Annotated in this window: 20 protein-coding genes and 1 pseudogene; 20 read left to right on the forward strand and 1 reads right to left on the reverse strand. The window is 61.9% G+C overall.

All coding sequences use genetic code 11. The features are described from left to right. Nucleotides 1-37: 37 nt before the first annotated feature. On the reverse strand, nt 38-922 hold the full coding sequence (locus BEN47_RS08910; protein WP_070727332.1) for a class I SAM-dependent methyltransferase: 885 nt from the start codon (nt 920-922) through the stop codon (nt 38-40). A 525-nt stretch (nt 923-1447) separates the two neighbouring features. On the opposite strand from BEN47_RS08910, the gene BEN47_RS08915 reads away from it, so the two are divergent. The 20 genes and pseudogenes from BEN47_RS08915 to BEN47_RS09010 all read left to right on the forward strand — a co-directional run bounded on the left by BEN47_RS08915 (nt 1448) and on the right by BEN47_RS09010 (nt 25648). After that, the gene (locus tag BEN47_RS08915) at nt 1448-3274 is read left to right on the forward strand and encodes a peptidoglycan D,D-transpeptidase FtsI family protein (protein ID WP_158010940.1); all 1827 of its coding nucleotides are present in this window, start codon (nt 1448-1450) and stop codon (nt 3272-3274) included. A gap of 160 nt (nt 3275-3434) precedes the next feature. Further along, nucleotides 3435-4229, forward strand: a complete 795-nt coding sequence (gene dapF, locus BEN47_RS08920) for a diaminopimelate epimerase (RefSeq protein ID WP_070727339.1) — start codon at nt 3435-3437, stop codon at nt 4227-4229. 23 nt (nt 4230-4252) lie between these two features. Next, the gene (locus tag BEN47_RS08925) at nt 4253-4792 is read left to right on the forward strand and encodes a GNAT family N-acetyltransferase (protein ID WP_070727341.1); all 540 of its coding nucleotides are present in this window, start codon (nt 4253-4255) and stop codon (nt 4790-4792) included. A 190-nt stretch (nt 4793-4982) separates the two neighbouring features. Further along, nucleotides 4983-6275, forward strand: a complete 1293-nt coding sequence (locus BEN47_RS08930; protein ID WP_083322279.1) for a glycosyltransferase family 1 protein — start codon at nt 4983-4985, stop codon at nt 6273-6275. A 48-nt stretch (nt 6276-6323) separates the two neighbouring features. Next, nucleotides 6324-7502, forward strand: coding sequence for a UDP-galactopyranose mutase (gene glf / locus BEN47_RS08935; protein WP_070727344.1), 1179 nt, complete (start codon nt 6324-6326; stop codon nt 7500-7502). A gap of 262 nt (nt 7503-7764) precedes the next feature. Further along, nucleotides 7765-11175 carry a preprotein translocase subunit SecA gene (gene secA / locus BEN47_RS08940; protein ID WP_070727516.1) on the forward strand — a complete coding sequence of 1137 codons (3411 nt, stop codon included), beginning with the start codon at nt 7765-7767 and terminating at the stop codon, nt 11173-11175. Between the two features lie 208 nt (nt 11176-11383). Further along, on the forward strand, nt 11384-13057 hold the full coding sequence (locus tag BEN47_RS08945; protein WP_158010942.1) for a T9SS type A sorting domain-containing protein: 1674 nt from the start codon (nt 11384-11386) through the stop codon (nt 13055-13057). 27 nt (nt 13058-13084) lie between these two features. Further along, nucleotides 13085-13753: a deoxyribose-phosphate aldolase gene (gene deoC / locus BEN47_RS08950; protein ID WP_070727350.1), complete on the forward strand. Its 669-nt coding sequence runs from the start codon at nt 13085-13087 to the stop codon at nt 13751-13753. Beyond that, nucleotides 13734-14294 carry a sporulation protein gene (locus BEN47_RS08955; RefSeq protein WP_125921590.1) on the forward strand — a complete coding sequence of 187 codons (561 nt, stop codon included), beginning with the start codon at nt 13734-13736 and terminating at the stop codon, nt 14292-14294. The genes deoC and BEN47_RS08955 overlap by 20 nt, the downstream gene beginning before the upstream one ends. A gap of 204 nt (nt 14295-14498) precedes the next feature. After that, nucleotides 14499-15688: pseudogene (locus tag BEN47_RS08960) on the forward strand (M20 metallopeptidase family protein). A 36-nt stretch (nt 15689-15724) separates the two neighbouring features. Continuing rightward, nucleotides 15725-16546, forward strand: a complete 822-nt coding sequence (locus tag BEN47_RS08965; RefSeq protein ID WP_125921591.1) for a hypothetical protein — start codon at nt 15725-15727, stop codon at nt 16544-16546. Nucleotides 16547-16819: 273 nt separating this feature from the next. Beyond that, a complete protein-coding gene (locus tag BEN47_RS08970) occupies nt 16820-17287 on the forward strand; it encodes an Hsp20/alpha crystallin family protein (RefSeq protein ID WP_158010944.1) in 468 nt (155 codons plus the stop codon). Between the two features lie 239 nt (nt 17288-17526). Next, on the forward strand, nt 17527-19050 hold the full coding sequence (locus BEN47_RS08975; RefSeq protein WP_070727360.1) for a Do family serine endopeptidase: 1524 nt from the start codon (nt 17527-17529) through the stop codon (nt 19048-19050). Nucleotides 19051-19300: 250 nt separating this feature from the next. Next, complete coding sequence (locus BEN47_RS08980) at nt 19301-19756, forward strand: hypothetical protein (protein ID WP_125921592.1); 456 nt, start codon at nt 19301-19303, stop codon at nt 19754-19756. Between the two features lie 138 nt (nt 19757-19894). Further along, the gene (gene amaB, locus BEN47_RS08985) at nt 19895-21499 is read left to right on the forward strand and encodes an L-piperidine-6-carboxylate dehydrogenase (protein WP_083322281.1); all 1605 of its coding nucleotides are present in this window, start codon (nt 19895-19897) and stop codon (nt 21497-21499) included. Nucleotides 21500-21721: 222 nt separating this feature from the next. Further along, nucleotides 21722-22291: an RNA polymerase sigma factor gene (locus tag BEN47_RS08990; RefSeq protein ID WP_070727369.1), complete on the forward strand. Its 570-nt coding sequence runs from the start codon at nt 21722-21724 to the stop codon at nt 22289-22291. 128 nt (nt 22292-22419) lie between these two features. Beyond that, nucleotides 22420-23193: a hypothetical protein gene (locus tag BEN47_RS08995; RefSeq protein WP_070727372.1), complete on the forward strand. Its 774-nt coding sequence runs from the start codon at nt 22420-22422 to the stop codon at nt 23191-23193. An 8-nt stretch (nt 23194-23201) separates the two neighbouring features. After that, nucleotides 23202-24446, forward strand: coding sequence for a hypothetical protein (locus BEN47_RS09000; protein ID WP_125921593.1), 1245 nt, complete (start codon nt 23202-23204; stop codon nt 24444-24446). Between the two features lie 78 nt (nt 24447-24524). Beyond that, a complete protein-coding gene (locus tag BEN47_RS09005; RefSeq protein WP_094123015.1) occupies nt 24525-25070 on the forward strand; it encodes a PPC domain-containing DNA-binding protein in 546 nt (181 codons plus the stop codon). Nucleotides 25071-25150: 80 nt separating this feature from the next. After that, entirely contained in the window at nt 25151-25648 is a 498-nt protein-coding gene (locus tag BEN47_RS09010; protein ID WP_070727379.1) for a PaaI family thioesterase, read from the forward strand. The last annotated feature ends 51 nt before the right edge of the window (nt 25649-25699 follow it).

Genomic DNA, 25699 nt, shown 5'->3' on the forward strand with positions numbered 1-25699 from the left:
GAACATCCCCTCCTTGGTAAGGAGGGGAGTTTGATGTTCAGTTAGCAAACCGACAGAACGTGCCCAGCGGCAGCTTGCGCTGGCCCGCATCGTGCAGGTAAATTTCGCCCAGCTCCCGCACGGCTTTCGGGCCCGGGAAGATGGCCGTGGTCAGGTTATCCAGAATCAGGGCCGAGAAGCCCAGGGAGTACAAGTTCACCACGAAAAAATGGTCTTCCGGGTCCAGCAGCTGCTGGCTGAGCTTGAGCATCTCATTCAGCTCGTCTTCGAGCTGCCATTTTTCGCCGTTGGGGCCGCGGCCGTAGGCGGGCGGGTCCAGGATGAGGCCCTGGTACTTGCTGCCGCGCTTCACTTCGCGCCGCACGTACTTCATGGCGTCTTCCACCAGCCAGCGGACGCCGTCGAGCTGGCTGGCTTCCATGTTGTCGCGGGCCCAGAAGTTCACCTGCTTCACCGAATCGAGGTGCGTAACGTCGGCGCCGGCGGCGCGGGCGGCCAGCGTGGCCGCGCCCGTGTAGGCAAACAGGTTGAGCACGCGCGGCAGTTTGGCCCGGCGCCGGCGCGTCTGGTTGTAGATGAACTGCCAGTTGGGGTCCTGCTCCGGAAACAGGCCCACGTGCTTGAACGACGACAGGCCCAGCCGAAACTTTAGCTTCAGGCCGTCGGGCCGCTCGTAGCCAATCACCCACTGCTCGGGCATGTCGGGCTTGAGGCGCCACTGGCCCTTTTCGGTGCTGCCGGGGGCGCGGGCGAAGGCGGCATCGGCCTTCTCCCATTCTTTCAGGGGCAGGTGCGGGTCCCAGATGGCCTGGGGTTCGGGCCGGGCCAGCACGTATTTACCAAAGCGTTCCAGCTTCTGAAAGTTGCCGCAGTCGATGAGCTCGTAGTCGGGCCAGGGCGAGGTGGTGAGGAAATCGTACATAGAGCGCGCAAAGGTAGGGGCCGGCTAATTGGGTAGTAACCCTGCCCAAGCCCTTTGGGGGCTGGGGCCGTATAGGGCTACAACCAGCTTCTGATTAGTTGTTGGTTGGTTGTTGTCAATTATCAGTGTTCGTCCAACCTGTTGGCTGAGAAGTGCCAACAGGTATATGACTACTCGCGTCGGCCAATAAGTCTCAGCAGCTACGTAAACTACTTCCGCATAAAACACAGATGTTCAAAATTCGAAAAGACCCGGAATTACCGGCTTGGGTGTTCCTGACCCTGCGGCTGGGTTCGCTGCTCGCCGTGGCCGTAATTGCCGCCGTTGTGGTCAAATGCAGCGGTTACTAATTCCGGTGCGAAAATTGGATAGGAGGGGTAGGGACGCAAGATGTTGCGTTCCTATATGTACAAATATTCAAAAGCGGATACTTGGTAATTACGTCTCATCTGCAGAGTCGCTAACCTCGTTTGTCGAAAAGTGTCAGCTACCCTTGCAGTCACCACCTAGCTTTAGCAGATGTTAATGGCTCTTGCCCCCTGGAAAACCTGTCTTTTTGCCTGCGTTCTGATGCTGACGGCTTGTTCATCGCCGGCGCAACAGCCCGAAGTGCTGGTGGCGGATTCCTCCCTGGGGCCCCTTACCCCGCGCCGCGACCTGTCGGAATTACCCCGGCGGGGCCGCGTGCTCGACCGCAACGACTCCGTGCTGGTAGCTACCCGGTCGGTGTACCTGCTCACCCTGCCGGTGCGCCCGCCGCTCGACTCCGCCGGGCTCAACCGCCTGCTAGGCTGGCGCGACAGTGCGCTCCGGGACCGCATTGCCGCGGCCCTACCCTACGAAGGCGCCCGCCCCAAAGGCGGCGTGAAACTGCTGCTCACCAACGCGGAAGCCGAAAGAGTCCGCAAGCGCCAGAAGGAGTGGCCCATGCTCAGGCTCACGCAACAGACCATGCGCACCTACACCACGAGCACGGGAGCGCCCATACTTGGCTACGCCGCCGATCAGGCGCAGGCCTTCCTTAGCTCGGCTCAGCGCTACCGCCGGGGCCGGTTCTACCGCCTGCGCAATGGTGGGGTCGAAAGCTACTACAACGGCCTGCTCAACGGCCGCCGCGGCGCCCGGCACCCGCTCCTCGACTCCACGGGCCAGGAACGGGGCACCTGGGCCGCCGACACCGTCTTTCAGCAAAGCCAGGACCTGCACCTTAGCCTCGATACCAAGCTGCAGGCCTATGCCGAAAGCCTGCTGGGCGGCCGCAAGGGCTACCTCATTGCCCTGGACCCGCGCACCGGCGAAGTGCTGTGCGCTGTGTCGGCGCCCACTTTTGCGCCCGGCACGCTCACCGCGCCCGACCGTGCCGGCACCCGCCGCCAGTTGCTGGAAAACGAAGACATGCCCCTGCTCAACCGCCCCGCCACCCTGGCCAACCCGCCCGGCTCGGTGTTTAAGCTGGTGAATGCGGCCATTGCCCTGCAGATGGGAGCCATCCGGCCCACGTCTGGGTTTCGGTGCGACCAGTCGCTCATCAATTGCGTGCACCACCACCCCCGGCCCAATAACCTGACCGTGGCCCTGCAGTACAGCTGCAACCCCTATTTCTACCAGGTGATGCGCAGCCTTATCGACCACGTGCCCGATAGCTTGGTGGCCGATACCGTGACTGCCCGCCACGCCAACCTGGCCACCTGGCGGCGCTACGCCCGCACATTCGGCCTCGACACGCTGCTGGGCGTGGACTTGCCCCGCGAGCAGGCCGGCTTCCTGCCCACCCCGGCGTATTACGACAAGGCCCGGCGCACCCGCAACTGGAAGTTTCGCTCCATCTATTCGCTGAGTGTGGGTCAGGGCGAAGTGAACCTCACGGGCCTGCAAATGGCCAACATGATGGCCATTATTGCCAACCGTGGCTGGTACTACACGCCGCATTTTGTGCGCAGCGTGGGCACAGATGGGCCACTGCCCCGCTTCACCGAAAAGCGCTATACCCTCATCGACAGCGTGAACCTGGAAGCGCTGGTGCCCGGCATGATAGCTGTGATGCAGCGCGGGGGCACGGCCGAGTCCTCCAGTCTGGCCGACGTGGGCATTACCATAGCCGGCAAAACCGGCACCGTGGAAAACGACGAAGGCGACGACCACGCCACCTTCGTGGGGTTTGCCCCCGCCCAAAACCCCAAAATTGCGATAGCCGTGTACTTGGAAAACGCGGGCTTCGGGGCAACGGCCGCCGCGCCCGCTGCCGCACTGGTTATTGAAAAATACCTGCGCGGTAGTATTGCACCCAAGCGAAAACGCTCGGAGCAGCGCATGAAATACCGCACCGCCAGCTACCAGCGTGAGCACCGGTAGGGCGGCAGGCGCCCCAACTAAGGCAGCGGCAGGAAGTAACCTTCTGCCAGAAAGGGACCACATGCCCGCAACAGTCTAAACTTGCTGACCTTTGCACCTTCTTCCATCGGGCGGCTCCACCGGCCGGCGGGAGGTATAAAACCAGTAGTTTAGCTCCGCGATGACTTTCCACAAATACCACGGCACCGGCAACGACTTCGTCATCATCGACGACCGCGCCATGCAGTTCGACGAAACCGACCACGCCCGCATTGCCCACCTCTGCCACCGCCGCTTCGGCATTGGGGCCGATGGGCTGATGCTGCTGCGGGAGCTGACCGGCTACGACTTCGAAATGGTGTACTTCAACGCCGATGGCCACCCCAGCTCCATGTGTGGCAACGGGGGGCGCTGCCTGGTCGCGTTCGCCAAATACCTGGGAATTGTGGAAGACGACGCCCACTTCCTGGCCGTGGACGGCCCGCACGATGCCCAAATTGAAGCCGACGGCACCGTGCGCCTCAAAATGCAGGACGTGGCCATGCCCCGGCGCGCGTCGGTAGGCGAGGGCGACGTGTTCCTGCACACCGGCTCGCCCCACCACGTGCAGTTCCTCGGCCCCGCGAAAATGCCGCTGGCCGAGCTTGACGTCTTTGCCGCTGGCCAGGCCATTCGCTACCACCAGGCCTACGGCCCCGCCGGCACCAACGTAAACTTTGTGGAAGTGCCCGCCGACTCCCGCCAGCCCTGGTCCGTGCGCACCTACGAGCGCGGCGTGGAGGGCGAAACCCTGAGCTGCGGCACGGGCGTGACGGCCGTGGCGCTGGCCGCCAGCAACCGGGGCGCCGCCTCCCCGGTGCGCCTGCGCACGCCCGGCGGCGAGCTGGAAGTTGCCTTCAACCAACGCCCGGACGGTGGCTTCGATAATATTTGGCTGAGCGGCCCGGCCGTGCGGGTGTTTGGCGGCGAAATATAGGTTCCGGTTTTAATCAGTAGCAAATGCCTGCCGACCCCGTTTTCCCAGCCGCTCATGCCCCCGCCGTGTACCTGCGCGCCCTGGAGCCCGAGGACCTCGACTTTCTTTTTGCGTTGGAAAACGACGCCGACATCTGGGGCGTGTCCGACACGCTGGCGCCGGTGTCGCGCCACGCCCTGCGGGAATACCTGGCCCATGCCAGCGCCGATTTCTACCTAGTGCGGCAGCTGCGGCTTGTGGTTACTACTGAAATTGGCCGCACGCCCGTAGGCGTGGTCGACCTCTTCGACTACGACCCGTTGCACCAGCGCGCCGGAATTGGCATCACCGTGCTGGCCACCGAGCGGCGCCACGGCTACGCGCGGCAGGCCCTGGCGCTAATGAAAGAACACGCCCGGCGAGTACTCCGGCTGCACCAGCTTTATGCTACCGTGGGGGCGGATAATACGCCCAGTATGAAGCTGTTCCATGCTACGGGGTTTCGGCAGGTGGGCACCCGGCAGCAGTGGCTGCGCACGCCCGGCGGCTGGCTCGATGCCGTGGAATGGCAGTGCCTGCTCTAAATCAACTACGCTTTACTGCAATAGTTACTTTTATGGCAACAGGACGCACACGGGTATGGGGGCAATTGGCAGGATAAGCTGAACCATATCCTTCGGTCGGGCTGGTGCGTATAGTAGGGCAAGCGCCCCGGTTATGTATCCCGCGTGTTGTGCCGGCGCGGCGCGAAACCTTACCTTCTTGCCGTTTTTCATGCCCCCATCGTCGACGGCGGAAGCACCCCTGCGTGCCTCCTCCAACGCTGTCCAGCCCAGCGCATCAGCTACCGAAACTACTGCTTACACCCTGCCGGACTTGGTTTGCTTTGCGCATTTGCATTGGGACTTTGTGTGGCAGCGGCCGCAGCATTTGCTGTCTCGTTTTGCGCAGCACGGCCGGGTTTTTTATGTCGAAGATGCTTTCTATCACCACGATGACCTCGTTGAGCCGCACATTGAAATAAAGGACCGCGACAACGGCGTAAAGGTGGTGGTGGTGCACTTGCCCCAGCACTTCCGCCACGACGAAGATGCCAGCGACCAGGCCCAGTTTGAGGTTTTAAGCCATTTCTTTGCCGAGCACAGCATCACCAAATACGTTTTCTGGTACTACACGCCCATGGCCCTGGGCAAGTCGCGGCATTTCCAGCCCCTGCTCACCGTGTATGACTGCATGGACGAGTTGGCCAACTTCAAGTTTGCCCCGCCCGAGTTGAAGAAGCGCGAGCAGGAGCTGTTCCAAAAGGCCGACCTCGTGTTTACCGGCGGCCACACGCTTTACGAAGCCAAGCGCGAGCAGCACCCCGACGCCCACGCCTTCCCCAGCAGCATCGACAAGGCCCACTTCGGCCAGGCCCGCGGCCCCCTGCCCGAGCCCGCCGACCAGGCTTCCATTCCACACCCGCGCATTGGCTTCTTCGGGGTGGTGGATGAGCGGCTGGACATTGAGCTGCTGCGCGAGCTGTCCCAAAATCATCCTGAGTGGCAATTTGTCATCATCGGGCCGGTCGTGAAGATTGACCCGGCCACCCTGCCCCGCACGGCCAACGTGCATTACCTCGGTGGCAAGGATTACAAGGAACTACCTGCCTATTTGAAGGGTTGGGATGTAGCAACATTGCTATTCGCCGATAACGAAAGCACCAAGTTTATTTCGCCCACCAAAACCCCCGAGTACCTGGCCGCCGGCAACCCCGTGGTGAGCACCCCGATTCGTGATGTGGTGCGCCCCTACGGCTATTTGAAGCTGGTGCACATTGCCGACAATGCCGCCGATTTCGGCAAGGCCATTGCCACGGCCCTCACCCAGCGCACCGACGCCGATTGGCGCCAGCGCACCGACGACTACCTGGCCACCATCTCCTGGGACCAAACCTGGCAGGACATGGTGAGCCTGATGCAACAGCGCCTGGCCGCCAAGGCCCCCGATGCGGCCACGGCCGCGGGCACCCCACTGGCCAGCAAGGTGTCGGAGGTAACGCCTCCAACTGCGTCTGCGCCCTACTAGCCCAACCCATTCAATCAGTCCTTCTACACTTCCATACTCCTACGCACCATGTTCGATTACCTCATCGTTGGGGCCGGTTTTGCCGGCAGCGTGCTAGCCGAACGGCTGGCCACCCGCAGCAATAAGAAGGTCCTCATTATCGATAAGCGCAGCCACATTGCGGGCAATGCCTACGACCATTACAACGAAGACGGCATTCTGGTGCACAAGTACGGCCCGCACATCTTCCACACCAATTCCAAGGACGTATTCGATTACCTCGGCCACTTCACCGACTGGCGCCCATACGAGCACCGCGTGCTGGCCTCGGTAGACGGCCAGCTGGTGCCCATGCCCATCAACCTCGACACCATCAACCAGCTATACGGCCTGAGCCTGACCAGCTTTGAGGTGGAGCAGTTCTTCGAGTCGGTGGCCGAGAAGGTGGACGTCGTTAAAACCTCAGAAGACGTGGTGGTGAGCAAAGTAGGCCGTGAGCTCTACAACAAGTTCTTCAAGAACTACACCAACAAGCAGTGGGGCCTCGACCCCTCACAGCTCGATAAGTCGGTGACCAGCCGCGTGCCTACCCGCACCAACCGCGACGACCGCTACTTTACCGACACCTACCAGGCCATGCCCCTGCACGGCTACACCCGGATGTTCGAGAAAATGCTCGACCACCCCAACATCAAGGTGATGCTCAACACCGATTACCACGAGGTAATGGACTTTATTCCTTTCAAGGAAATGATTTTCACGGGCCCGGTTGATGAGTATTTCGACTTCAAATTTGGCAAGCTGCCCTACCGCTCGCTGGAGTTCCGGCACGAGACGCTGAGCAAGGAAAAGCACTTGGCCGCGCCCGTGGTGAACTACCCCAACGACAACCTCTACACGCGCATCACCGAGTTTAAGGCCCTCACCGGCCAGGAGCACCCCAAAACGGCCATCGTGTACGAGTACCCACAGGCCGAGGGCGACCCGTACTACCCCATTCCGATGCAGGAAAATGCCGAGCTCTACAACAAGTACAAGAAGCTGGCCGATGAGACGCCCAACGTGCACTTTGTGGGCCGCTTGGCTACCTACAAGTACTACAACATGGACCAGGTAGTAGCCCAGGCCCTCACGCTCTACAAGAAGCTGACTGAGAAAGAGAAAGCTACCAAACCGGTACTGCCCACAATCTCGGGCAGCACGGCGCTGGTCGACAAGCTGGTGAGCCGCTCGCCTAAGCAGGAGTAGTTTTTCGCTCTGCAGAATAGATAAAGAACGTCATGCTGAGCGTAGCCGAAGCATCTCTACCGCTGTAGTAACCCAATCAAAAGGGCTAGAGGCGCGGTAGAGATGCTTCGACAAGCTCAGCATGACGTTCTACAAATTCTAGGAATCCCCGCCTGGCAGGGCTCCGCCAATTTGGCGGGGCTTTTTGTTTTGGGACGGTTTTAGCGGAACGCTCCGTAAATTTGCGGGGCGCGCCAGCGCCATTCGCTATAAAAACCACCTGATGTTTGAATTCCTAGGCAAGACCGTCGCCAAACTATTTGGCTCCAAGTCGGAGCGCGATTTAAAGGAAATCGTGCCCTACGTGGCGCTGATTAACGCCGAATATGCCAAACTGGCCGGCCTGACCGACGACCAGCTGCGCGAGCAGACCCAAAGTGTCCGGGTGCGCATTGCCGAGCGTCTGGCGGGCATTGATGAGCAGATTGGCGGTTTGCATGGGCAAATCGATAACCAGCCCCAGCTCGACGTAGCCCAGAAAGAGGTGCTTTTCGAGCAGATTGACGTGCTGGAGAAGCAGCGCAACAAAGACCTCGAAGCCGTGCTGCTGGAGGTGTTGCCGGCGGCCTTTGCCATTGTGAAGGAAACTGCCCGCCGCTACAAGGAAAACGGCCAGCTGGTGGTGACGGCCAGCGCCCACGACCGCGAGTACGCCGCCACGCACGCCAACTGCGTGATTCAGGGCGACCAGGCCATCTGGGCCAACAAGTGGCTGGCCGGCGGTGCCGAAATCACCTGGGACATGGTGCACTACGACGTACAGCTCATCGGCGGCGTGGTGCTGCACCAGGGCAAAATTGCCGAAATGGCCACGGGCGAGGGCAAAACGCTGGTCTCGACTCTGCCGTCGTTCCTGAATGCGCTGTCGAAGCGCGGCGTGCATCTAGTGACTGTCAACGACTACCTGGCCAAGCGCGACTCCGAGTGGAACGCGCCGCTGTTCGAGTTCCACGGCATCACCGTGGACTGCATCGACAAGCACCAGCCCAACACGCCCGAGCGCCGCGCCGCCTACCAGGCCGACATTACCTACGGCACCAACAACGAATTTGGCTTCGACTACCTGCGCGACAACATGGCGCGCGACCCCGAGGAGCTGGTGCAGCGCAAGCACCATTTTGCCATGGTCGACGAAGTAGACTCCGTGCTGATTGACGATGCGCGGACGCCGCTCATCATCTCCGGACCCGTGCCGCGCGGCGACGTGCACGAGTTCTACCAGCTCAAGCCGCGCATCCAGCGCTTGGTAGACGAGCAGAAGAAGGTGGTGCAGGCCTACCTCGTGGAATCCCGCAAGCAGATTGCGGCCGGCAAAACCGGCCCCGAGGAGGGTGACAAAAACGGCGAAGGCGGCCTGATGCTGTTCCGCGCCCACCGCGGCCTGCCCAAGAGCAAGCCCCTCATCAAGTTCCTCTCTGAGCCCGGCATTCGGGCGGTGCTGCAGGCCACCGAAAACCACTACCTGGCCGACAACTCGCGCCAGATGCCCAAGGCCGACATGCCGCTGTTCTTCACGATTGACGAGAAGAACAACCAAATTGAACTGACCGAAAAAGGCATCGACCTGATTACGGCCCAGGGCGAAGACCCGCAACTGTTCATCATGCCCGACATCGGCATGGCCATTGCCGACATCGAGAAAAGCGCTACGCTCACCAGCGAGGAAAAGCTGCATCAGAAGGAGAAGCTGATGAGCGACTACCAGGAGAAAAGCGAACGGGTGCACACCGTGAACCAGCTGCTTAAGGCCTACACCCTGTTTGAGAAGGACGACCAGTACATCCTAACCGACGACGGCAAGGTGAAAATTGTGGACGAGCAGACCGGCCGCGTCATGGAAGGCCGCCGCTACTCCGATGGCCTGCACCAGGCCATAGAGGCCAAGGAAAACGTGCGCGTGGAAGACGCCACCCAGACCTATGCCACCGTGACGCTGCAGAATTACTTCCGCATGTACCACAAGCTGTGCGGCATGACCGGCACAGCCGAAACCGAAGCCGGCGAGTTCTGGGAAATCTACAAGCTCGACGTGGTAGTAATTCCCACTAACCGCATCATTTCGCGCAAGGACTCCGACGACCAGGTGTACAAGACGGTGCGCGAGAAATACAACGCCGTAGCCCTGGAAATCCAGAAGCTGGTGGAAGCCGGCCGCCCCGTGCTCGTGGGTACGACTTCGGTCGAAATTTCGGAACTGATGTCGCGCATGCTCAAGCTACGCGGTATTCAGCACCAAGTGCTGAACGCCAAGCAGAACCAGCGCGAGGCTGAGATTGTGGCCGGCGCCGGTTTCCCCGGCACCGTGACCATTGCCACCAACATGGCCGGTCGCGGCACCGACATCAAGCTGCGCGAAACGTCGAAAGAATCGGGTGGCCTGGCCATCATTGGTACGGAACGCCACGAAAGCCGCAGGGTAGACCGCCAGCTGCGAGGCCGCGCCGGCCGCCAGGGCGACCCGGGCACCTCGCAGTTTTTCGTGAGCCTGGAGGACAACCTGATGCGCCTGTTCGGCTCGGACCGGATTGCGAAGCTGATGGACCGCATGGGCATGGAAGAGGGCGAGGTGATTCAGCACTCCATGATTACCAACTCCATCGAGCGCGCTCAGAAGAAGGTGGAAGAGAACAACTTCGGCACCCGCAAGCGCCTGCTGGAATACGACGACGTGATGAACGCCCAGCGCGAAGTGGTGTACAAGCGCCGCCGCAACGCCCTGCACGGCGACCGCATGGAAGTTGATATCCTCAATATGATTTATGACGTGAGCGAGGACATTGCGGCCGGTCACAAAATCACGGGCGACTTTGAGGACTTCAAGCTGGCAGTTATCAAGGTGTTCGGCTACGATACGTACCTCACGGCCTCGGATTTGACCAGCCTGCAGCTGCCCGCGCTTACCCAAAAGTTGTACGAAGAGGCCCTGGGATACTTCCAGAGCAAGAATGAGCACATCGCCAGCAATTCCCTGCCGCTGGTGAACGACCTGCTCAACAACGGCTCGCCCTACGAGAACATCGCCGTGCCCTTCACCGATGGCAAGAAGCAGGTGCAGGCCATTGCCAACCTGAAGCGCGCCCAGGCCACCGGTGGCCACGACATTCTGCGTCAGATGGAGAAAGTGGTGGTGCTGAGCGTGATTGACACGGCTTGGACCCAACACCTGCGCCAGATGGACGACCTGAAGCAAGTGGTGCAAAACGCCGTGTACGAGCAGAAGGACCCGCTGTTGGTGTACAAGTTCGAATCGTTCGAGCTGTTCAAGCGCATGATTGGCAAGGTGAACGAGGAAACGACTTCGTTCCTGTTCCACGCCGACGTGCCGGTGCAGCAAGGCGCTGTGGGCACCAACGAAGAGCAGGACTACTACCTCGAGGACGAGGAGCCCACCCCGGAGCTGACCTCGGAGCACGAGAGTAATCTGGACAGCTTGGGCGCCGGGCCCGAGGACATGGGCCCCGACTATCAGTCGCCCCAGGTGGCGGAGAAGCAGGTGCCTGTGCGCAGCCAGAAAGTGGCCAACCGCAACGACAAAGTGAACGTGCAGTACATGGACGGCACCGTGAAACGCGACGTGAAGTACAAGTCCGTGGAGCAGGACGTGGAAAGTGGCCGCGCCGTACTAGTGGAATAACGAACTGCATTTAAGATGAACGTAGAAACGCCCCCGGCCAATTGGTCGGGGCGTTTTCGTTGGTGGGGCCAGATAGGGCAAGCAGGCTGGGTATATTTACCGAGCCCGAAACAAACGGGTGCCGTGGCTGGAAAGCTTTTTTTGGATGGAAACCATATACTCTTGTGTGCGTGGCTGGCAATTTGCTGCATTATTATTGGTCTTGGCCATGGGGCCAATTGCTCGCGGGCAAGCGCCGGCCTGGCAAACAGTGGTGAGTGCCAATCAAGCTAGTGGCAGCTTTTCCACTGCCAGAGCAGTCGCAACCGATGCTGCTGGTAATGTGTATATAGCCGGAGCTTTTCGCGGCACGGTTCAGTTTGGCAGCATCGCTTTAACCAGTAGTGCCAGCAACGACATCGAAGGCTTTTTGGCCAAGTGGAATAGCGCCACCGGGTTTGCCTGGGCGCAGCGCTTTGGTGGGGGCGGTAGCTTTTCTGTGCGGGGGTTGGCCGTAGGGGTGAATGCCGTGTATTTGGTGGGTTCGTTCAGGGGCACCACCAGCTTTGGCAACATTAGCCTGACCAGTACCGGCGGGAATGATGGATTCGTGGCTAAGCTCACTGATGCGGGTACCGATGCAAGCTTTGACTGGGCCAAAACGGCCGGTGGGGTCGCCGATGACGACGCTCAGGCAGTAGCCGTGAACGGGAACAGCGTGTACATAACCGGTGATTTTTCAGGAGCCCAGGCTAGTTTCGGCACTGCGCGTCTCAGCAGCGCTGGGGGGCAGGACCTGTACGTGGCCAAACTGACCGACACGGGCGCGAGCGCTGACTTTGCCTGGGCCCAACAGGCTGGCGGCTCCGGCGACGACTATTCCCAGGCGGTAGCCGTGAGCGGGGCGAACGTGTACATAGCTGGTAGCTCCAATAGCACGGCTGCGGCGTTTGGCGGCGTCACCTTGACCACTACCGGACTAAGCGACGTAATTGTGGCCAAACTCGCAGATGCCGGCGCCACCGCAAGCTTCGTGTGGGCCCAGCAGGCCGGTGGGGTGCGAAACGACCGCGCCGTGGCAGTGGAAGTAAGTGGGTCAAATGTGTATGTGGCCGGAACGTTTGAAAGCTCGGCCAGCTTTGGCAGCATTGCCTTAACCAATGCTGCACCTGCGGGCAGCTTTGCCACCGATGCCTTTGTAACGAAAATGACGGATGCCGGCACCAGTGCCACCTTTACCTGGGCCCGCCAGGCGGGGGGCGAAAGCGACGACTTTGTCACTGACATGGTACTGAGTGGCCCGAGCGTCTACCTAGTGGGTCGGTTCAACAGCGAAACTGCCAGTTTCGGCAACACGGCTTTAACCAACTTAGGTTACAATGGCGTCAACCCCGATATTTTTGTAACCAAGCTCACCGATGCGGGTTCGGCGGGCACCTTCGTTTGGGCGCAGCAGGCAGGCGGCGCGTTTTCCGATATAGCCACCAGCGTGGCCCTGAGCACTACCAACCTCTACGTGACGGGCGCAGTTAACCCGCCGGCTCGCTTCGGTAGCCAAAACATCACGGGGCTTTCCACTACTGCCACAGTTGCTTACTTGGCTAGCTTTAGCACAATCACCGGCCTGAGTGCGTTGTCTCCGGCATTACCTGATGGCTTGGCGGTATTCCCTAATCCCTCGCACACGAGCGTCACGGTGCAACTGCCGCCCATTGTTGGGGCTGCCAGGGCCACGCTCACCGTGCTCGACGCCCTAGGACGCGCCGTGCATACCCAAACTGTAGCGCTGCCCGCGTCAGAACGCCAACTGGAATTAAACTTGGCTGGCTTCCGCGCCGGTCTGTACGCCGTGCAGGTAAGCGCCGGTGGCAAGGCCGCAACCTGCCGCCTCGTGGTGGAGTAGGCCAGACTTACCCGCTACCTTTGCCCCATGACCCTTGCCGCCCACATCGACCACACCCTGCTGCGTCCGGATTGCACCGAAGCACAGATATTGCACCTGTGCGAAGAAGCCGCCGCTCACGGCTTTGCCAGCGTGTGCGTGCCGCCGTGCTACGTGGCCCTGGCCGCCGAAAAGCTGGCCGGGACAGCGGTGGGCATTTGCACCGTAATTGGATTTCCGTTGGGGTATTCTGCTTCCAACGTTAAGTTCAAGGAAGCGGAAGTGGCGCTGTACAACGGTGCCACCGAGTTGGACATGGTTATCAATATTTCGGCCCTGAAGTCGGGCAAGACCGAGGCCATTCAGGCCGAAATTATCGACTTGGCCGACCTGTGCCACGTCCACCAGGCCCTGCTGAAAGTCATTATTGAAACGGCTTTGCTTACCGAAGCCGAAATAGAGCTGGCCTGCCAGCTTTGCGTGGCCGGCGAGGCCGACTTCGTGAAAACCTCCACCGGCTTTGCCAGCCGCGGCGCCTCGGTGGCCGATGTGGAGCTGATGCGCCGCGTGCTGCCCGAAACCGTGCGCATCAAAGCCGCCGGGGGCATTCGCACCCGCGAAGCCGTCGATGCCCTGGTAGCTGCCGGCGCCGACCGCATCGGCTCGTCTAATAGTGTGGCCCTGATTACTGCAACCGATGAAACGACTGCTGCCTAAGATGCTGATGGCTTCCCTGCTGCTGGGGCTGGCCGCCTGTGCCAGCACCGCCACCCAGGCCCCGCGCGCCAGCGCCCCGGCCGACACCACCAAAAAGCCGGCTTCGGCGGCGGCCAGCGCCGCGCCCATGCCGGCGGAGGACGTGACCCGGTACCGGCCCGTGTTCCCGGCGCCCAAAGCGGCGCCCGCGGGAGCCCCCGTGCGCCCGGCCCCGGTGCCCACCAACCAGGTGAACGCCCAGATAGAGCAGCGCCTGCGTGACCAGGCCTACACCAACCAGAACGTGAAATATGCCCAAGGCTACCGCATTCTGGTGTACCTGGGCCTGGAGCGCGACAAGGTGATGGCCATTCGCCGCAGCATTATTGGGCGCTACCCAGAAGAGACCGATTACATCACCTTCAAGTCGCCGGTGTACCGCCTGTACATCGGCGACTACCTCACCAAGCTGGAAGCGGCCCGGGCGCTGGCCAAGCTGCGCGGCCTGGCGCCCAAGCTGGAGCTGGAATCCACGCAGGTGCTGCTGAATAAGAACCCGTAGGGGAGGGGGAAAGAACGGTAACTCCCCTCCTTACCAAGGAGGGGACGCCGGTGCGAAGCACCGGCTGGGGTGGTTGTAGGCGTTGCAAGACTTGCGAGCGAGCTGTTCCGTTACTGTTCAATGCCTTTACCACCCACGTCCGCGCTGAAGCACGAACATCCCTTCCTGGCTAAGGAGAAGAGTTTACCGCCAACGTTTCCTGTTATGTCCGAAATCCTCGCCCAGATTCAGCGCCTCGCCACCCAACACGCCGCCGATACCGTGGCCCTGCGCCGCCACCTGCACGCGCACCCCGAGCTGTCATTTGAGGAAACCAACACGGCGGCTTTCGTGACGCGGGAATTGGAAAAGCTCGGCCTGCAGCCCCGGCCCATTGCCAACACCGGCGTGGTGGCCCTGATTGAAGGCCTGCCCGGTGGCCCCACCATTGCTCTGCGGGCTGATATGGATGCGCTGCCCATTCTGGAGGCCAACGACGTGCCCTACAAATCCACCAACCCCGGCGTGATGCACGCCTGCGGCCACGATGTGCACACGGCCTCGCTGCTGGGCGCGGCGCGCATTCTCAACGAGTTGAAGGGCGAGTTCAAGGGCAATATCAAGCTGATGTTTCAGCCGGGGGAGGAGCGACTGCCCGGCGGTGCTTCGCTCATGATTAAGGAAGGCGTGCTAGAAAACCCAGCGGTTTCCCGCGTGCTGGGCCAGCACGTATTTCCGCATTTGCCGCGGGCAAGGTGGGCCTGCGCTCAGGCCGCTACATGGCCAGCACCGACGAGCTGTACCTGACCGTGCGCGGCAAGGGCGGCCACGGTGCCATGCCCGAAATGAACCTCGACCCGGTACTGGTAGCGGCCCACATCATCGTGGCCGCGCAGCAGATTGTGAGCCGCCGCGCCAACCCCAAGCTGCCGTCGGTGCTGAGCTTTGGGAAGGTCATCGCCAACGGCGCCACCAACGTTATTCCCAACGAAGTCTACCTCGAAGGCACCTTCCGAACCCTGAACGAGGAGTGGCGCAACGAGGCCCACCAGCACCTGCGGCGCCTCTGCGAAGGCCTGGCCGAGAGCATGGGCGCGGTGTGCGAGCTGGAAATCCGCCGGGGCTACCCGTATCTGGAAAACGAGCCTGCCCTCACGGCCCGCGTGAAAGCCGCCGCCGAAGAATACCTGGGCCCTGAAAACGTGGTGGAGCTGGACCAGTGGATGGCGGCCGAGGACTTTGCCTACTTCTCCCAGGCTGGGCCGGCCTGCTTTTACCGCCTCGGCACGCGGCACGAGGACGGCCGCTTTGCCGCTTCGGTGCACACGCCCACCTTCGATATCGACGAAAAAGCGCTGGCCACCGGCCCGGGCCTGATGGCCTGGCTAGCAGTAAAAGAGCTGGCTGGGAAATAAGCCCGGTTCCATATCATCAATTTACACCCTTCCCGAATGCGTCCTGTCCCTCGTTTGCTGCTTGCAGCGGCTGGTTTGTTGCTGTCCCTGCCTGCGGTTGCGCAGCGCCGAAACGTGGGGAACCTTGCCCTGCAGCCGGAAGCACAAGTAGAGCTGGCACTGAAGGGCAGCGATTATTTGCTGGTGGGAATCAGCGCGCTGGCGCCCGGGAATAGCGGCGGTCCCACTTTTGCCGGTGGGCAGCTGCGGCTGGGATACGAGCGTTTCTGGAGCGAAAAGTGGAGCAGCGGGGCCACACTGCGCATTTTGGGCGGCCCTAATGACGGCTACGGCGACTTCATCGGGCAGGCTGGCAACATCATTCCGGGACTGCTGCTGCGGCACACGAGCACCGCTGGCGGCTTTGTTTTCGGCCAGCGGCTGGGGGCCGAATACGGCACTACCTACGATGTGCTGGGCAGCGACGTGAAGGACCGCGCCCTGGCGCGCCTGCGCTTGGACGTGGAACGGCCGCTGGCCGTGGGTGAAAAAGTGAGCCTGCGCCCCCGGCTGGCCTACGAAGCGGCAGCCTACGTCCGGCTGCAGCGCGACGACAACGAGTTGAAGGAGCGGGTGGTCGATTTCGGCAACCTGCGCGGGGAGGTGGGCCTGCGCTTTTCGTCCTACCTGGACATCACGCCCTGGGTGGCGTCCCAAACGTGGTACATCAATACGCTGCCCCAGTTTGACAACGCGGGCAAGCAAGTGGGAGGGGGCCGCACCAATCTGCTGACCCCGCTAGTGGGCCTGGACGTGCGGCTCACGCTCGGGGGTGCCGCAGCGGCAGGTGAGCGGCGGCAGCTGCCCAGCCAGCATTAGGGTAACTGGAGGTTCTGTGCCAAAATGACGCAATCTGGTTTTCCTAAAAAATTCAGCTCACTGCTGGGAGTGATGTTTTGCAACAGGTTGCTGCCAAGTTGATTACTGTCGGTTCTGTTTCAAAAAGACAAAATGGCGCAATTAGAACGCTCCGCGGATTTGGTATAGAATTTAAGGAATGTAGGTGTGCCCGTTGCGGCACTACCTGCTATTTGTCACACTTAAATTACTCCTACCATCATGGCAACTTTGCTCTATAATACCCGCTCTTCTTTGCGTCCGAATCGCGCTCTGAGCGCGATGCTGGCCGGCATGCTGCGCGACCCGCAGGCCGCTTCCGCACCGGCCGCACCGGCCTTCACGCCCGCCGCCGATATTCTGGAAACGGCCGAAGGCTTTGAGCTGCACGTAGCCCTGCCGGGCGTGCGGCGGGAGTCGGTAAACATTGAATTTCTTGAAGGCCAACTCGTGGTTTCCGGCACTCGCCCCAACCCGGCGCAGCCCGCCGAAGCGGCCGCGCCAGCCGATGACCAGCAGCCTGCCCCGGCAACTCCAGAGGCCAGCGCGGCCCCGCAGTTCCGCCGCCTGGAAACCAACTACGGGGATTTTACCCGCAGTTTCCGCCTGCCCGATACGGTGAACGCAACGGCCATTGGCGCCGAGCTCACCGATGGCATTCTGCGCCTCATGCTGCCCTTCGACACCGCGAAAGTGACCAGGCACCGCATCGAAATTCGGTAATTTCCGATGGCCCGATAAAAAAAGGCGCCCCCTGGGGTGCCTTTTTTGCGGTTATCGTTGTTATCCTATCAGCGCCGCGATTTGGCCTGCTTTCTGCCAAAAGCAACCTTGAGACACGAAAGCGAATCCTTTCGTCGTTGCTAATAAAATTCCTAGTCGGGGCACTTGGTTTACCCGCCGTTTACCTAAATTAGGTTCTTGAAATAATCAAATCATCTTTCCCCGTTTTTCCCTTACCCATGCAAGCAAAACAAATGATGCTCGGCCTGCTCGGTTCCGCCATTCTCGGCGGCGGCGTGGCCGTAGGGGGGTACAAGCTGTTGGAGCCGGCCCCGGTGGCGCCCCAGGCTGTTTCTGCCGACCCCCAGGTGCGTTATACCTCTGAGATGCGCAGCAGCGCCTACGCCGTGCCCGAGGGTCTGAATTTCGTGGCCGCCGCCGCCGCCGTAACCCCGGCCGTGGTGCACGTGATGACCGAGTACGCCGCGCCGGCCGTCGACCGCCGCCAGCAGCAGATGGACCCCTTCCTGCGGCAGTTTTTTGGCGACCAACTGGAGCAATTTCAGGGACAGATGCCTCCTGGCCACCCGCAGGTGCCCCGTGGCGGTGGGCAGGGTTCGGGTTCGGGCGTGATTATCGCCGCCAACGGCTACATCGTGACCAACAACCACGTCATCGACAAGGCTTCTAAGATTGAAGTAGTGCTCGACGACAAGCGCAAGTTTGAGGCCGAGTTGGTGGGGGCCGACCCCAACACCGACTTGGCCGTGCTGAAAGTGAAGGCCGACAACCTGCCCTTCGTGAAGTATGGCAACTCCGACGACGTGCGCGTGGGCCAGTGGGTGCTGGCCGTGGGCAACCCTTTCAATCTGAATTCCACCGTGACGGCCGGCATCATTTCGGCCAAGGGCCGGAACATCGACATCCTGCGCCGCAAGGACAACATGGGCATCGAGTCGTTTATCCAGACCGACGCCGTGGTGAACCCCGGTAACTCGGGCGGGGCCCTCGTGAATCTCAACGGCGACCTTATTGGCATCAACTCGGCCATTGCTTCGCACACGGGCTCGTTTGAGGGCTATGCCTTCGCCATTCCCAGCTCGTTGGCCAGCAAAGTAGTCGATGACTTGCTGAAGTACAAAGTGGTGCAGCGCGCCCTGCTTGGCGTGCAGATTCAGGAAGTAGACGCCAGATTGGCCTCGGAGAAAAAGCTAGCTACCCTGAATGGGGTGTACGTGCAGGGCTTTAGCGAGAGCAGCGCCGCCGCCGCCGCCGGTCTGAAAGCGGGTGACATCATCACCAAAATCAACGGAGCGAGCGTGAACACCTCCTCGCAGCTGCAGGAGCAAGTGGCGCGTTTCCGTCCTGGCGATAAGATTAAAGTGAACTTCCTGCGCGGCACTGCCGCAAACGAGGTGACTGCCGTGCTGCGCAACGCGACCGGTACCACCAGTGTGGTGCGCGAGGAGCCGGCTTCGGCCACGGTGAAATACGAAGGCGCCACGTTGTCGCCGGTGCCGGCCCGCGAGCAGAACAAGCTGGGCCTGGAGGGCGGTGCCCAAATCAGCGGCATCAAGGGCAGCAACTTCCGCGAGACGGGCATTGCTGACGGTTTCATCATCACCCGCATCGACAAAAACCAAGTGAACAATCCGGCCGACGTGAAAAAATACCTCGACGAAGCCCGCGAGAAATCGGGCGCGCTGGTGGAAGGGGTTTACCCCGATGGCCGCAAGGCGTACTATCCCATCGGCCAGGAATAAGCTCCAGTTGTTTACAAGTCAAAAAAGCCCCTTCCACGCTGGAAGGGGCTTTTTTTGTGGGTTTAGGAGGGGGATTGCCTGTGGTTGCCGCTTAGGCGGTACACAAGCCCGAAATGCGCTTTAGGGGCCGCGCCGGGCCTTGCCAACCAGCAACAACTGCCTGCCCAAAATTGGGTTTTGAGCCCAATGCGGGCTAAACCTGGCTTTTGCTTGCCTCGTACAACTGACGAGCTAAATTTTTGCAGTGCCGGTGGCTACCTTCTCAAACAACGCTTTTCCTTTGGAATACCGCGCCGATTTAGGAATCCTGATTGGCCGCTGGCTGCATGCCTTGCCCCCACCCGAACTACAGGGTACGTACGAGGCCATGCTGGATGCGGCCAAGGCCCACGGCAGCTGCCGCTTCTGGCTGCTGGACCTGCGCCGGCGCCCGCTGGCCGGCCCCGACCTCAACGAGTGGTTTCGCGAGCAGTTCTCGCCCCAGATTGCTTCCGCGCTTGGTGGGCCGCTGTTTACGGCCTACCTGGCCGGTCCGCACCAGCGCCTTGCGGCCGAAAGCGCCGAAATGGAGCTGCACCTGCGCCACGCCGCCACCCTCGATTCGTACCCGTTGTTTTACGACGATGAAGCCGAAGCCGTAATCTGGCTGACCGACCAGCAGGAGCGCGCCGGCGTTCGGACCGCTGAAAAAGCCAGTGCGGAGTAGTTGCGCGGCTCTTATAATGAGCGCTGGTTATCCTTGATTACGGGATGGGGGAAGGGAAAAATGGCAACGGATGGTTGCGGCACTGGGCTTTCCGTAGCTTTGCGGCAGCATTACCCATTGTATTTCCACCCGTTCCTCATGAAGCAAGCCCTCGAACAAGCTACCGCACCTGACGTAACCGTAGCTCATCCCCACGAAGACCCCCACGGCATCCAGGACGTGCTGCGCCAGCTGGGCGTGCAGGCTGAGAACGCGGCGTATAGCACCGGCCGCCAGTGGGGTGGCAGCGCCAACGCCGAGCGCCGCACCGTGCTGGCCCCCGCCGACGGCCGCTCGATTGCCAGCGTGGCCTTTGCCACCGTGGAAGACTACGACACCGTGGTTAAAACCGCGCAGGAAGCCTTCAAGACCTGGCGCCTGATGCCGGCCCCCAAGCGCGGCGAGATTGTGCGGCAAATTGGCAACAAGCTGCGCGAATACAAGGAGCCGCTGGGCAAGCTGGTGAGCGCCGAGATGGGCAAAATCCTGCAGGAAGGCCTGGGCGAAGTGCAGGAGATGATTGACATCTGCGACTTCGCGGTGGGCCTCTCGCGCCAGCTGCACGGCCTGACCATGCACTCGGAGCGCCCCGCGCACCGCATGTACGAGCAGTACCAGCCGCTGGGCCTGGTGGGCATCATTTCGGCCTTCAACTTCCCGGTGGCCGTGTGGAGCTGGAACGCCATGCTGGCCGCCGTGTGCGGCGACGTGAGCATCTGGAAGCCGTCGGAGAAAACCCCGCTCACGGCCGTGGCTGTGCAGCACATCATCAAGGACGTGCTGGCTGAGAACGACATTCCCGAGGGCGTGTTCAGCATCATCATCGGCGGGGCCGACATTGGGGCCGCTATGGCCGCCGACAAGCGCGTGCCGCTGGTTTCGGCCACGGGCAGCACCCGCATGGGCCGCAAAGTAGGCGAGGTAGTGGGCGCCCGCCTGGGCCGTGCCCTGCTGGAGTTGGGCGGCAACAACGCCATCATCGTCACCAAAAACGCCGACCTCAACATTGCCATTCGCGCCATTGTGTTTGGGGCGGTGGGCACGGCCGGGCAGCGCTGCACCAGCACGCGCCGCGTCATCATCGAGGACAGCATTTTCGAGGAAGTGAAAAGCCGCCTGCTGGCCGTGTATCCCAAGCTGCCCATCGGGCACCCGTTGCAGGAAGGCACGCTGGTGGGCCCGCTCATCGACGGCGACGCGGTGAAGATGTTTGATGAGGCCCTGACCAAGGTGCAGGCCGAAGGCGGCAAGCTGCTCACTGGTGGCCAGGTGCTGAGCGGTGCCGAGCTGCAAGGCGGCCACTACGTGCAGCCCGCGCTGGTGGAAGTGGAAAACCATTACCACACGGTGCAGGAGGAAACCTTCGCGCCCATTCTCTACCTCATCAAGTACAGCGGCGACGTGGAGCAGGCCATCGCGCTGCAGAACGACGTGCGCCAGGGCCTGTCTAGCAGCATTTTCACGCTGAATATGCGCGAGGCCGAAGCCTTCCTGGCCGCCACCGGCTCCGACTGCGGCATTGCCAACGTGAACATCGGCACGAGCGGCGCTGAAATCGGCGGCGCGTTCGGCGGCGAGAAGGAAACCGGTGGCGGCCGCGAGTCCGGCTCCGACGCCTGGAAAATCTACATGCGCCGCCAGACTAATACCATCAACTACAGCACGGAGCTGCCGCTGGCGCAGGGCATCAAGTTCGACGTGTAAGCAGTGGCTTGATAGCAGTAACAGAAAACCCCATCGGTAGTACCGATGGGGTTTTTTGTTGCTGCCCGGCGGTGGTCGGTTGGCCGGCATGGCTGCGTAACAGACAGGACTTAAGCAGGAATCCTTAAATTTACTACGCACCGCACCTATCCGTGCGGTGCAACCCCGGCGCCCGCCGTGGGGTCTCTTGCTCGCTTACTCATTCTTAATTCGCCTTTCTGCATGGAAGCCGCTGCTGCCTACGTTGACATCAACGCGCCCCTGGTGGAGCGCTGCCGCCTGAACGACCGCCAAGCGCAGGCTGAGATTTACCGCCGCTACGCCAAGGCCATGTTCAACGCGGCCCTGCGCATCACCGGCGACTATGCGGAGGCCGAAGATGTACTCCAGGAGTCGTTTCTGAGCGCCTTTCGGGAGCTTAGCGGCTACAAGGGCGACTCCGCGTTTGGGGCGTGGCTCAAGCGCATCGTCGTCAACAAAAGCATTAATTGCCTGCGGCAGCGGCGGCTGGCGCTGGTGCCGCTGGGCGAGCAGCACCACGAAGAGCGGGACGAGGCCGCGCCTTCGGCCGAAGACGAAGCCGATGCCCACTACCGGGCCGACGTGCTGCGCCGCTGCATTCAGGAGCTGCCCGACGGCTACCGGGTGGTGCTGACCCTGTACCTGCTCGAAGGCTACGACCACCTCGAAATTGCCAGCATCATGGGCATTTCCGAATCTACCTCCAAATCCCAGTACAGCCGGGCCCGGGTTCGGCTGCGCGAATTAGCCGCCCAGCGCGGTCTTAGCTAATCATTTATTCTGTTTCCGCTGTTAATTAACCCCCACCACGCTTCACTCTTCGGCACTCGGTTGCGTTTATCCCCGCCTATCCCCGCCACCTGCCGACTCTGGAAGAACCGTGCGTTTGCTTCTCTTTCATGAATACTCATAAGCCTGATTCTTTAGAAAAATTCGTTGAGCGGCACCGTGCCGATTTCGACACGCACGAGCCGCGCCCGGACCTATGGGCCGCCTTGGAGCAACAGCTGGCCGAGCCGGTGGCGGCCCCTGCCACGCCGGTTATGCGCTTGGCCGATGCAGCCAGTGCCCCTGTGGCTTCGGCTCGCGCAGCCGGCGCGGCTGTGGCTCCCGGGCGGGCCAACTGGCTGCAGCGCTACGGCGTAGCGGCGGCGCTGGCCCTGCTGGTGTTTGCCGCCGGTGCCAGCGAAGCCTGGAAATCCAGGTACAGCACGCCAGTGCCGGTGGCCGCCGCGAGCTACGAGGGCACCCACACCGCGGCCGAGCCCGACGCTGCCCTGTACCAGAGCAGCGCACCCATGGCCATGACGGCGGCCGACCGCAGCACCGGCGCCGATAGCCAACTGGTGCGGGCCGTGCGCGGCATGGAAGCCTACTACACCAGCCAGCTGGCCCGCCGCCAAAGCGAGCTGCACGAGATGACCGGCCCCGGCATGGCCGGCATGACCGCCGATTGGCAGCGCGAGTTGGTGTCGCTGGACTCCAGCTACCGCAAGCTGAAGGTGGAGCTGCTGCACCACCCGCAGCCCGATGCCGTGCTCACGGCCATGAACCGCAACCTGCAGATTCGCCTCGATATTTTGGACCAACAGCTGCAGGTGGGCACGCCCACCGAAGAAAACGGCCCCAACGCTTTTGTGCTGGCTGACAGCCGGAACTCCTCCAATAAATGAAACCCCGGATGGCTACGATAACCTGGCGGGCCGCAATGGTGACGCTGGCGGTGGCGGGGCTGTGGCAGCCCCGCGTGGCGCTGGCCCAAACCAGCCAGTGGGTAGCCGTGTGCCCCACCCGCGCCATGCGGGCCCTGGAAGTGCAGGCGTTCGTAGCCGAGGATTTCCTGACCGGCGCCGGCCAGCTGCCCGCCCAAAACCTGCAACCGGAACAGCCCACCGAGCAGGAAGAGGCCACGCTGCAAGTGGAGCAGCGCCGCCGCGTGAGCCGCAGCTACGCGGTGCCCAAAAGCGGCCGGGCCTTCTCGCTGCACACGCGCTACGGCCGCGTGCAGGTAAACCCCTGGAATAAGAAAGAAATAAAGGTGGAAGCCGAGCTGGTGGCCCGCTCCGAATCCGAAGCCGGGGCCCGGCAGGTGCTGGACGCGCTGGGTGTGCAGTGGCTCGACTACGATGCCAAAACCGGCGGCGTGGCCGTGAGTACGCTGTTTGGCCCCGCGCTGCGCGGCCGGGCCGGTGGCTGCCGCTACGAAGTGAACTACACCGTGTGGCTGCCGCGTACCACGGCCCTGGCCCTGTACAATAGCTTCGGAGAAATTGCCATCAACGGCGACCTGAGCGGGCCCACCGAACTGGCGGTGGAATACGGCACCCTGCGCACCGGGCGTCTCGAAGGGCCGCAGAACCTGGTGCGCATTGGCAACGGCAACTGCACCATTGCCTTCGCGGGCCAAGCCAGCATCGACGCCAGCTACGCCCGGCTGCGGCTGGACCAGGGGACTACGCTGGTGCTGCGCAACAACCATTCCGACGTTGACATTGGGACGGTGGAGGACCTCACCATTCACAGCAAGTACGGCGACGTGGCCCTGGGCACCGTGCGCAACCTGCGCGGCTCCTCGGGCTATTCGCGCTTCACGGTGGACAAACTCGACCAGGGCCTGGACATGGCCCTGCGCTACTGCCCCGACTTTGTGGTGCGTGACATGGGCCCCAACTTCCGGCAGGTGAACCTGGACGGCGGCTACAGCTCCATCCGGCTGGGCTTTGCCGAGTCGCCGAGCTTTCGCTTCGATGTGAGCACCGAGCAGGGCCAGCTGTTGGTGGATAAAGACATGGTGCGGGTGCTCTCGCAGGAAAACGGCCCGCTCACCAGCGACGTGCTGGGCACTTTTGGCAGTAGCATCCCGAGCCGTAACGCTGGCAACGTGAACATCAAAGTGCGCTACGGCACGGTGCGCTTCAGCAAGTAGGCGCGGGGTTTTTAGGGAGTACAGCGGGGATGTCGTGCTGCGCCGCGCCGCCGCGTGCCGTTCTTTGGGGTAATGTCAATGCTGCGCTTCTTTCTCCTTGTGGTGCTGGCTGGTCCGGCAGTTGCCCAAAAAAATCCTGCCGTGCCTGCTGCTCCGTCATCCCCATTAAAAACCTACGCCCTGCGCCTGCGGCCCGGCGATGATTTGCGCCAGCAGCTCACGGCCTTTGTGCAGGCCCAGCACATGCGGGCCGGGGCCGTGCTCACCTGCGTGGGCAGTCTCACCGTGGCCACGCTGCGGCTGGCCAACCAGGACGGGCCCACCGAGTACCGGGGCCATTTTGAGATTGTGTCCCTGGTCGGCACGCTGTCCACCAACGGCTCGCACCTGCACTTGTCGGTGGCCGACAGCACGGGCCGGACCATTGGCGGGCATTTGCTCGACGGCTGCCGCGTGTACACCACCGCCGAGATTGTGCTCGGCGAATTACCGGCTTTAGAATTCCGCCGCGAACCTGACCCCACTTTTGGGTATCAGGAACTGGTGATTTACCCCGCGCCAGCCCCGGCACTGCCTCAGCCGAAGGCGCCATCAAAAAAGGGCATCAGCAGGCCAAAGAAATAAAGGCGCTGATAGGCGGCCTGCGGCACGGCCAGTCGTAGTGGATGTTTGCCACTCGCAGTGCTACCAGCTACCTTCGCCCCATGCCCGCCCTCACCGACACGCCCCAAGCGGCGGCCTTTCGCCGCCAGGTGCTCAGCCCCACGAAGCTGCGGCTGTTTATGCTGCAAAAGCTGCCCATGGCCTGGCTGGCGGGGCTGCGCCTCGTTGGCCTCACGCCCGAAGAGGCCACGGTTACGGTGCGCTTCAAGTACCTCACCCAAAACCCGTTTCGCAGCATCTATTTTGCCTGCCTGGCCATGGCGGCCGAGCTGGCCAGCGGCATTCAGGCCATGATGCACGTGCAGGCCGGCAGCCCGGTGTCGATGCTTGTGACAAAGATGGAGGCCGATTTTGCCAAGAAAGCAGTAGGAGTCATTGCCTTCAACTCGCCCAACGGGCCCGACATCGCCCAGGCCATAGCCGAGAGCCGCGCCACCGGCGAGGGCCGCACCGTAGTGTGCACCAGCACCGGCGTAGACGAGGCCGGCGACGTGGTAGCGGTATTCCGCATCACCTGGTCGTTTCGCGCTAAGAAGTAAATGCCCACCCCGTTTACAAGGGCGTAGCGGCCGGCTTGCGGGCACTAGGCA

It is taken from the genome of Hymenobacter lapidarius (assembly GCF_001816145.1).
GTDB classification, from domain to species: domain Bacteria; phylum Bacteroidota; class Bacteroidia; order Cytophagales; family Hymenobacteraceae; genus Hymenobacter; species Hymenobacter lapidarius.

What these genes read in the sequence shown, in the direction of transcription:
- BEN47_RS08910 (WP_070727332.1), bottom strand. Translation starts at nt 922, where the DNA reads ATGTACGATTTCCTCACCACCTCGCCCTGGCCCGACTACGAGCTCATC.
- BEN47_RS08915 (WP_158010940.1), top strand. Translation starts at nt 1,448, where the DNA reads ATGGCTCTTGCCCCCTGGAAAACCTGTCTTTTTGCCTGCGTTCTGATG.
- dapF (WP_070727339.1), top strand. Translation starts at nt 3,435, where the DNA reads ATGACTTTCCACAAATACCACGGCACCGGCAACGACTTCGTCATCATC.
- BEN47_RS08925 (WP_070727341.1), top strand. Translation starts at nt 4,253, where the DNA reads ATGCCTGCCGACCCCGTTTTCCCAGCCGCTCATGCCCCCGCCGTGTAC.
- BEN47_RS08930 (WP_083322279.1), top strand. Translation starts at nt 4,983, where the DNA reads ATGCCCCCATCGTCGACGGCGGAAGCACCCCTGCGTGCCTCCTCCAAC.
- glf (WP_070727344.1), top strand. Translation starts at nt 6,324, where the DNA reads ATGTTCGATTACCTCATCGTTGGGGCCGGTTTTGCCGGCAGCGTGCTA.
- secA (WP_070727516.1), top strand. Translation starts at nt 7,765, where the DNA reads ATGTTTGAATTCCTAGGCAAGACCGTCGCCAAACTATTTGGCTCCAAG.
- BEN47_RS08945 (WP_158010942.1), top strand. Translation starts at nt 11,384, where the DNA reads ATGGGGCCAATTGCTCGCGGGCAAGCGCCGGCCTGGCAAACAGTGGTG.
- deoC (WP_070727350.1), top strand. Translation starts at nt 13,085, where the DNA reads ATGACCCTTGCCGCCCACATCGACCACACCCTGCTGCGTCCGGATTGC.
- BEN47_RS08955 (WP_125921590.1), top strand. Translation starts at nt 13,734, where the DNA reads ATGAAACGACTGCTGCCTAAGATGCTGATGGCTTCCCTGCTGCTGGGG.
- BEN47_RS08965 (WP_125921591.1), top strand. Translation starts at nt 15,725, where the DNA reads ATGCGTCCTGTCCCTCGTTTGCTGCTTGCAGCGGCTGGTTTGTTGCTG.
- BEN47_RS08975 (WP_070727360.1), top strand. Translation starts at nt 17,527, where the DNA reads ATGCAAGCAAAACAAATGATGCTCGGCCTGCTCGGTTCCGCCATTCTC.
- amaB (WP_083322281.1), top strand. Translation starts at nt 19,895, where the DNA reads ATGAAGCAAGCCCTCGAACAAGCTACCGCACCTGACGTAACCGTAGCT.
- BEN47_RS08990 (WP_070727369.1), top strand. Translation starts at nt 21,722, where the DNA reads ATGGAAGCCGCTGCTGCCTACGTTGACATCAACGCGCCCCTGGTGGAG.
- BEN47_RS08995 (WP_070727372.1), top strand. Translation starts at nt 22,420, where the DNA reads ATGAATACTCATAAGCCTGATTCTTTAGAAAAATTCGTTGAGCGGCAC.
- BEN47_RS09000 (WP_125921593.1), top strand. Translation starts at nt 23,202, where the DNA reads ATGGCTACGATAACCTGGCGGGCCGCAATGGTGACGCTGGCGGTGGCG.
- BEN47_RS09005 (WP_094123015.1), top strand. Translation starts at nt 24,525, where the DNA reads ATGCTGCGCTTCTTTCTCCTTGTGGTGCTGGCTGGTCCGGCAGTTGCC.
- BEN47_RS09010 (WP_070727379.1), top strand. Translation starts at nt 25,151, where the DNA reads ATGCCCGCCCTCACCGACACGCCCCAAGCGGCGGCCTTTCGCCGCCAG.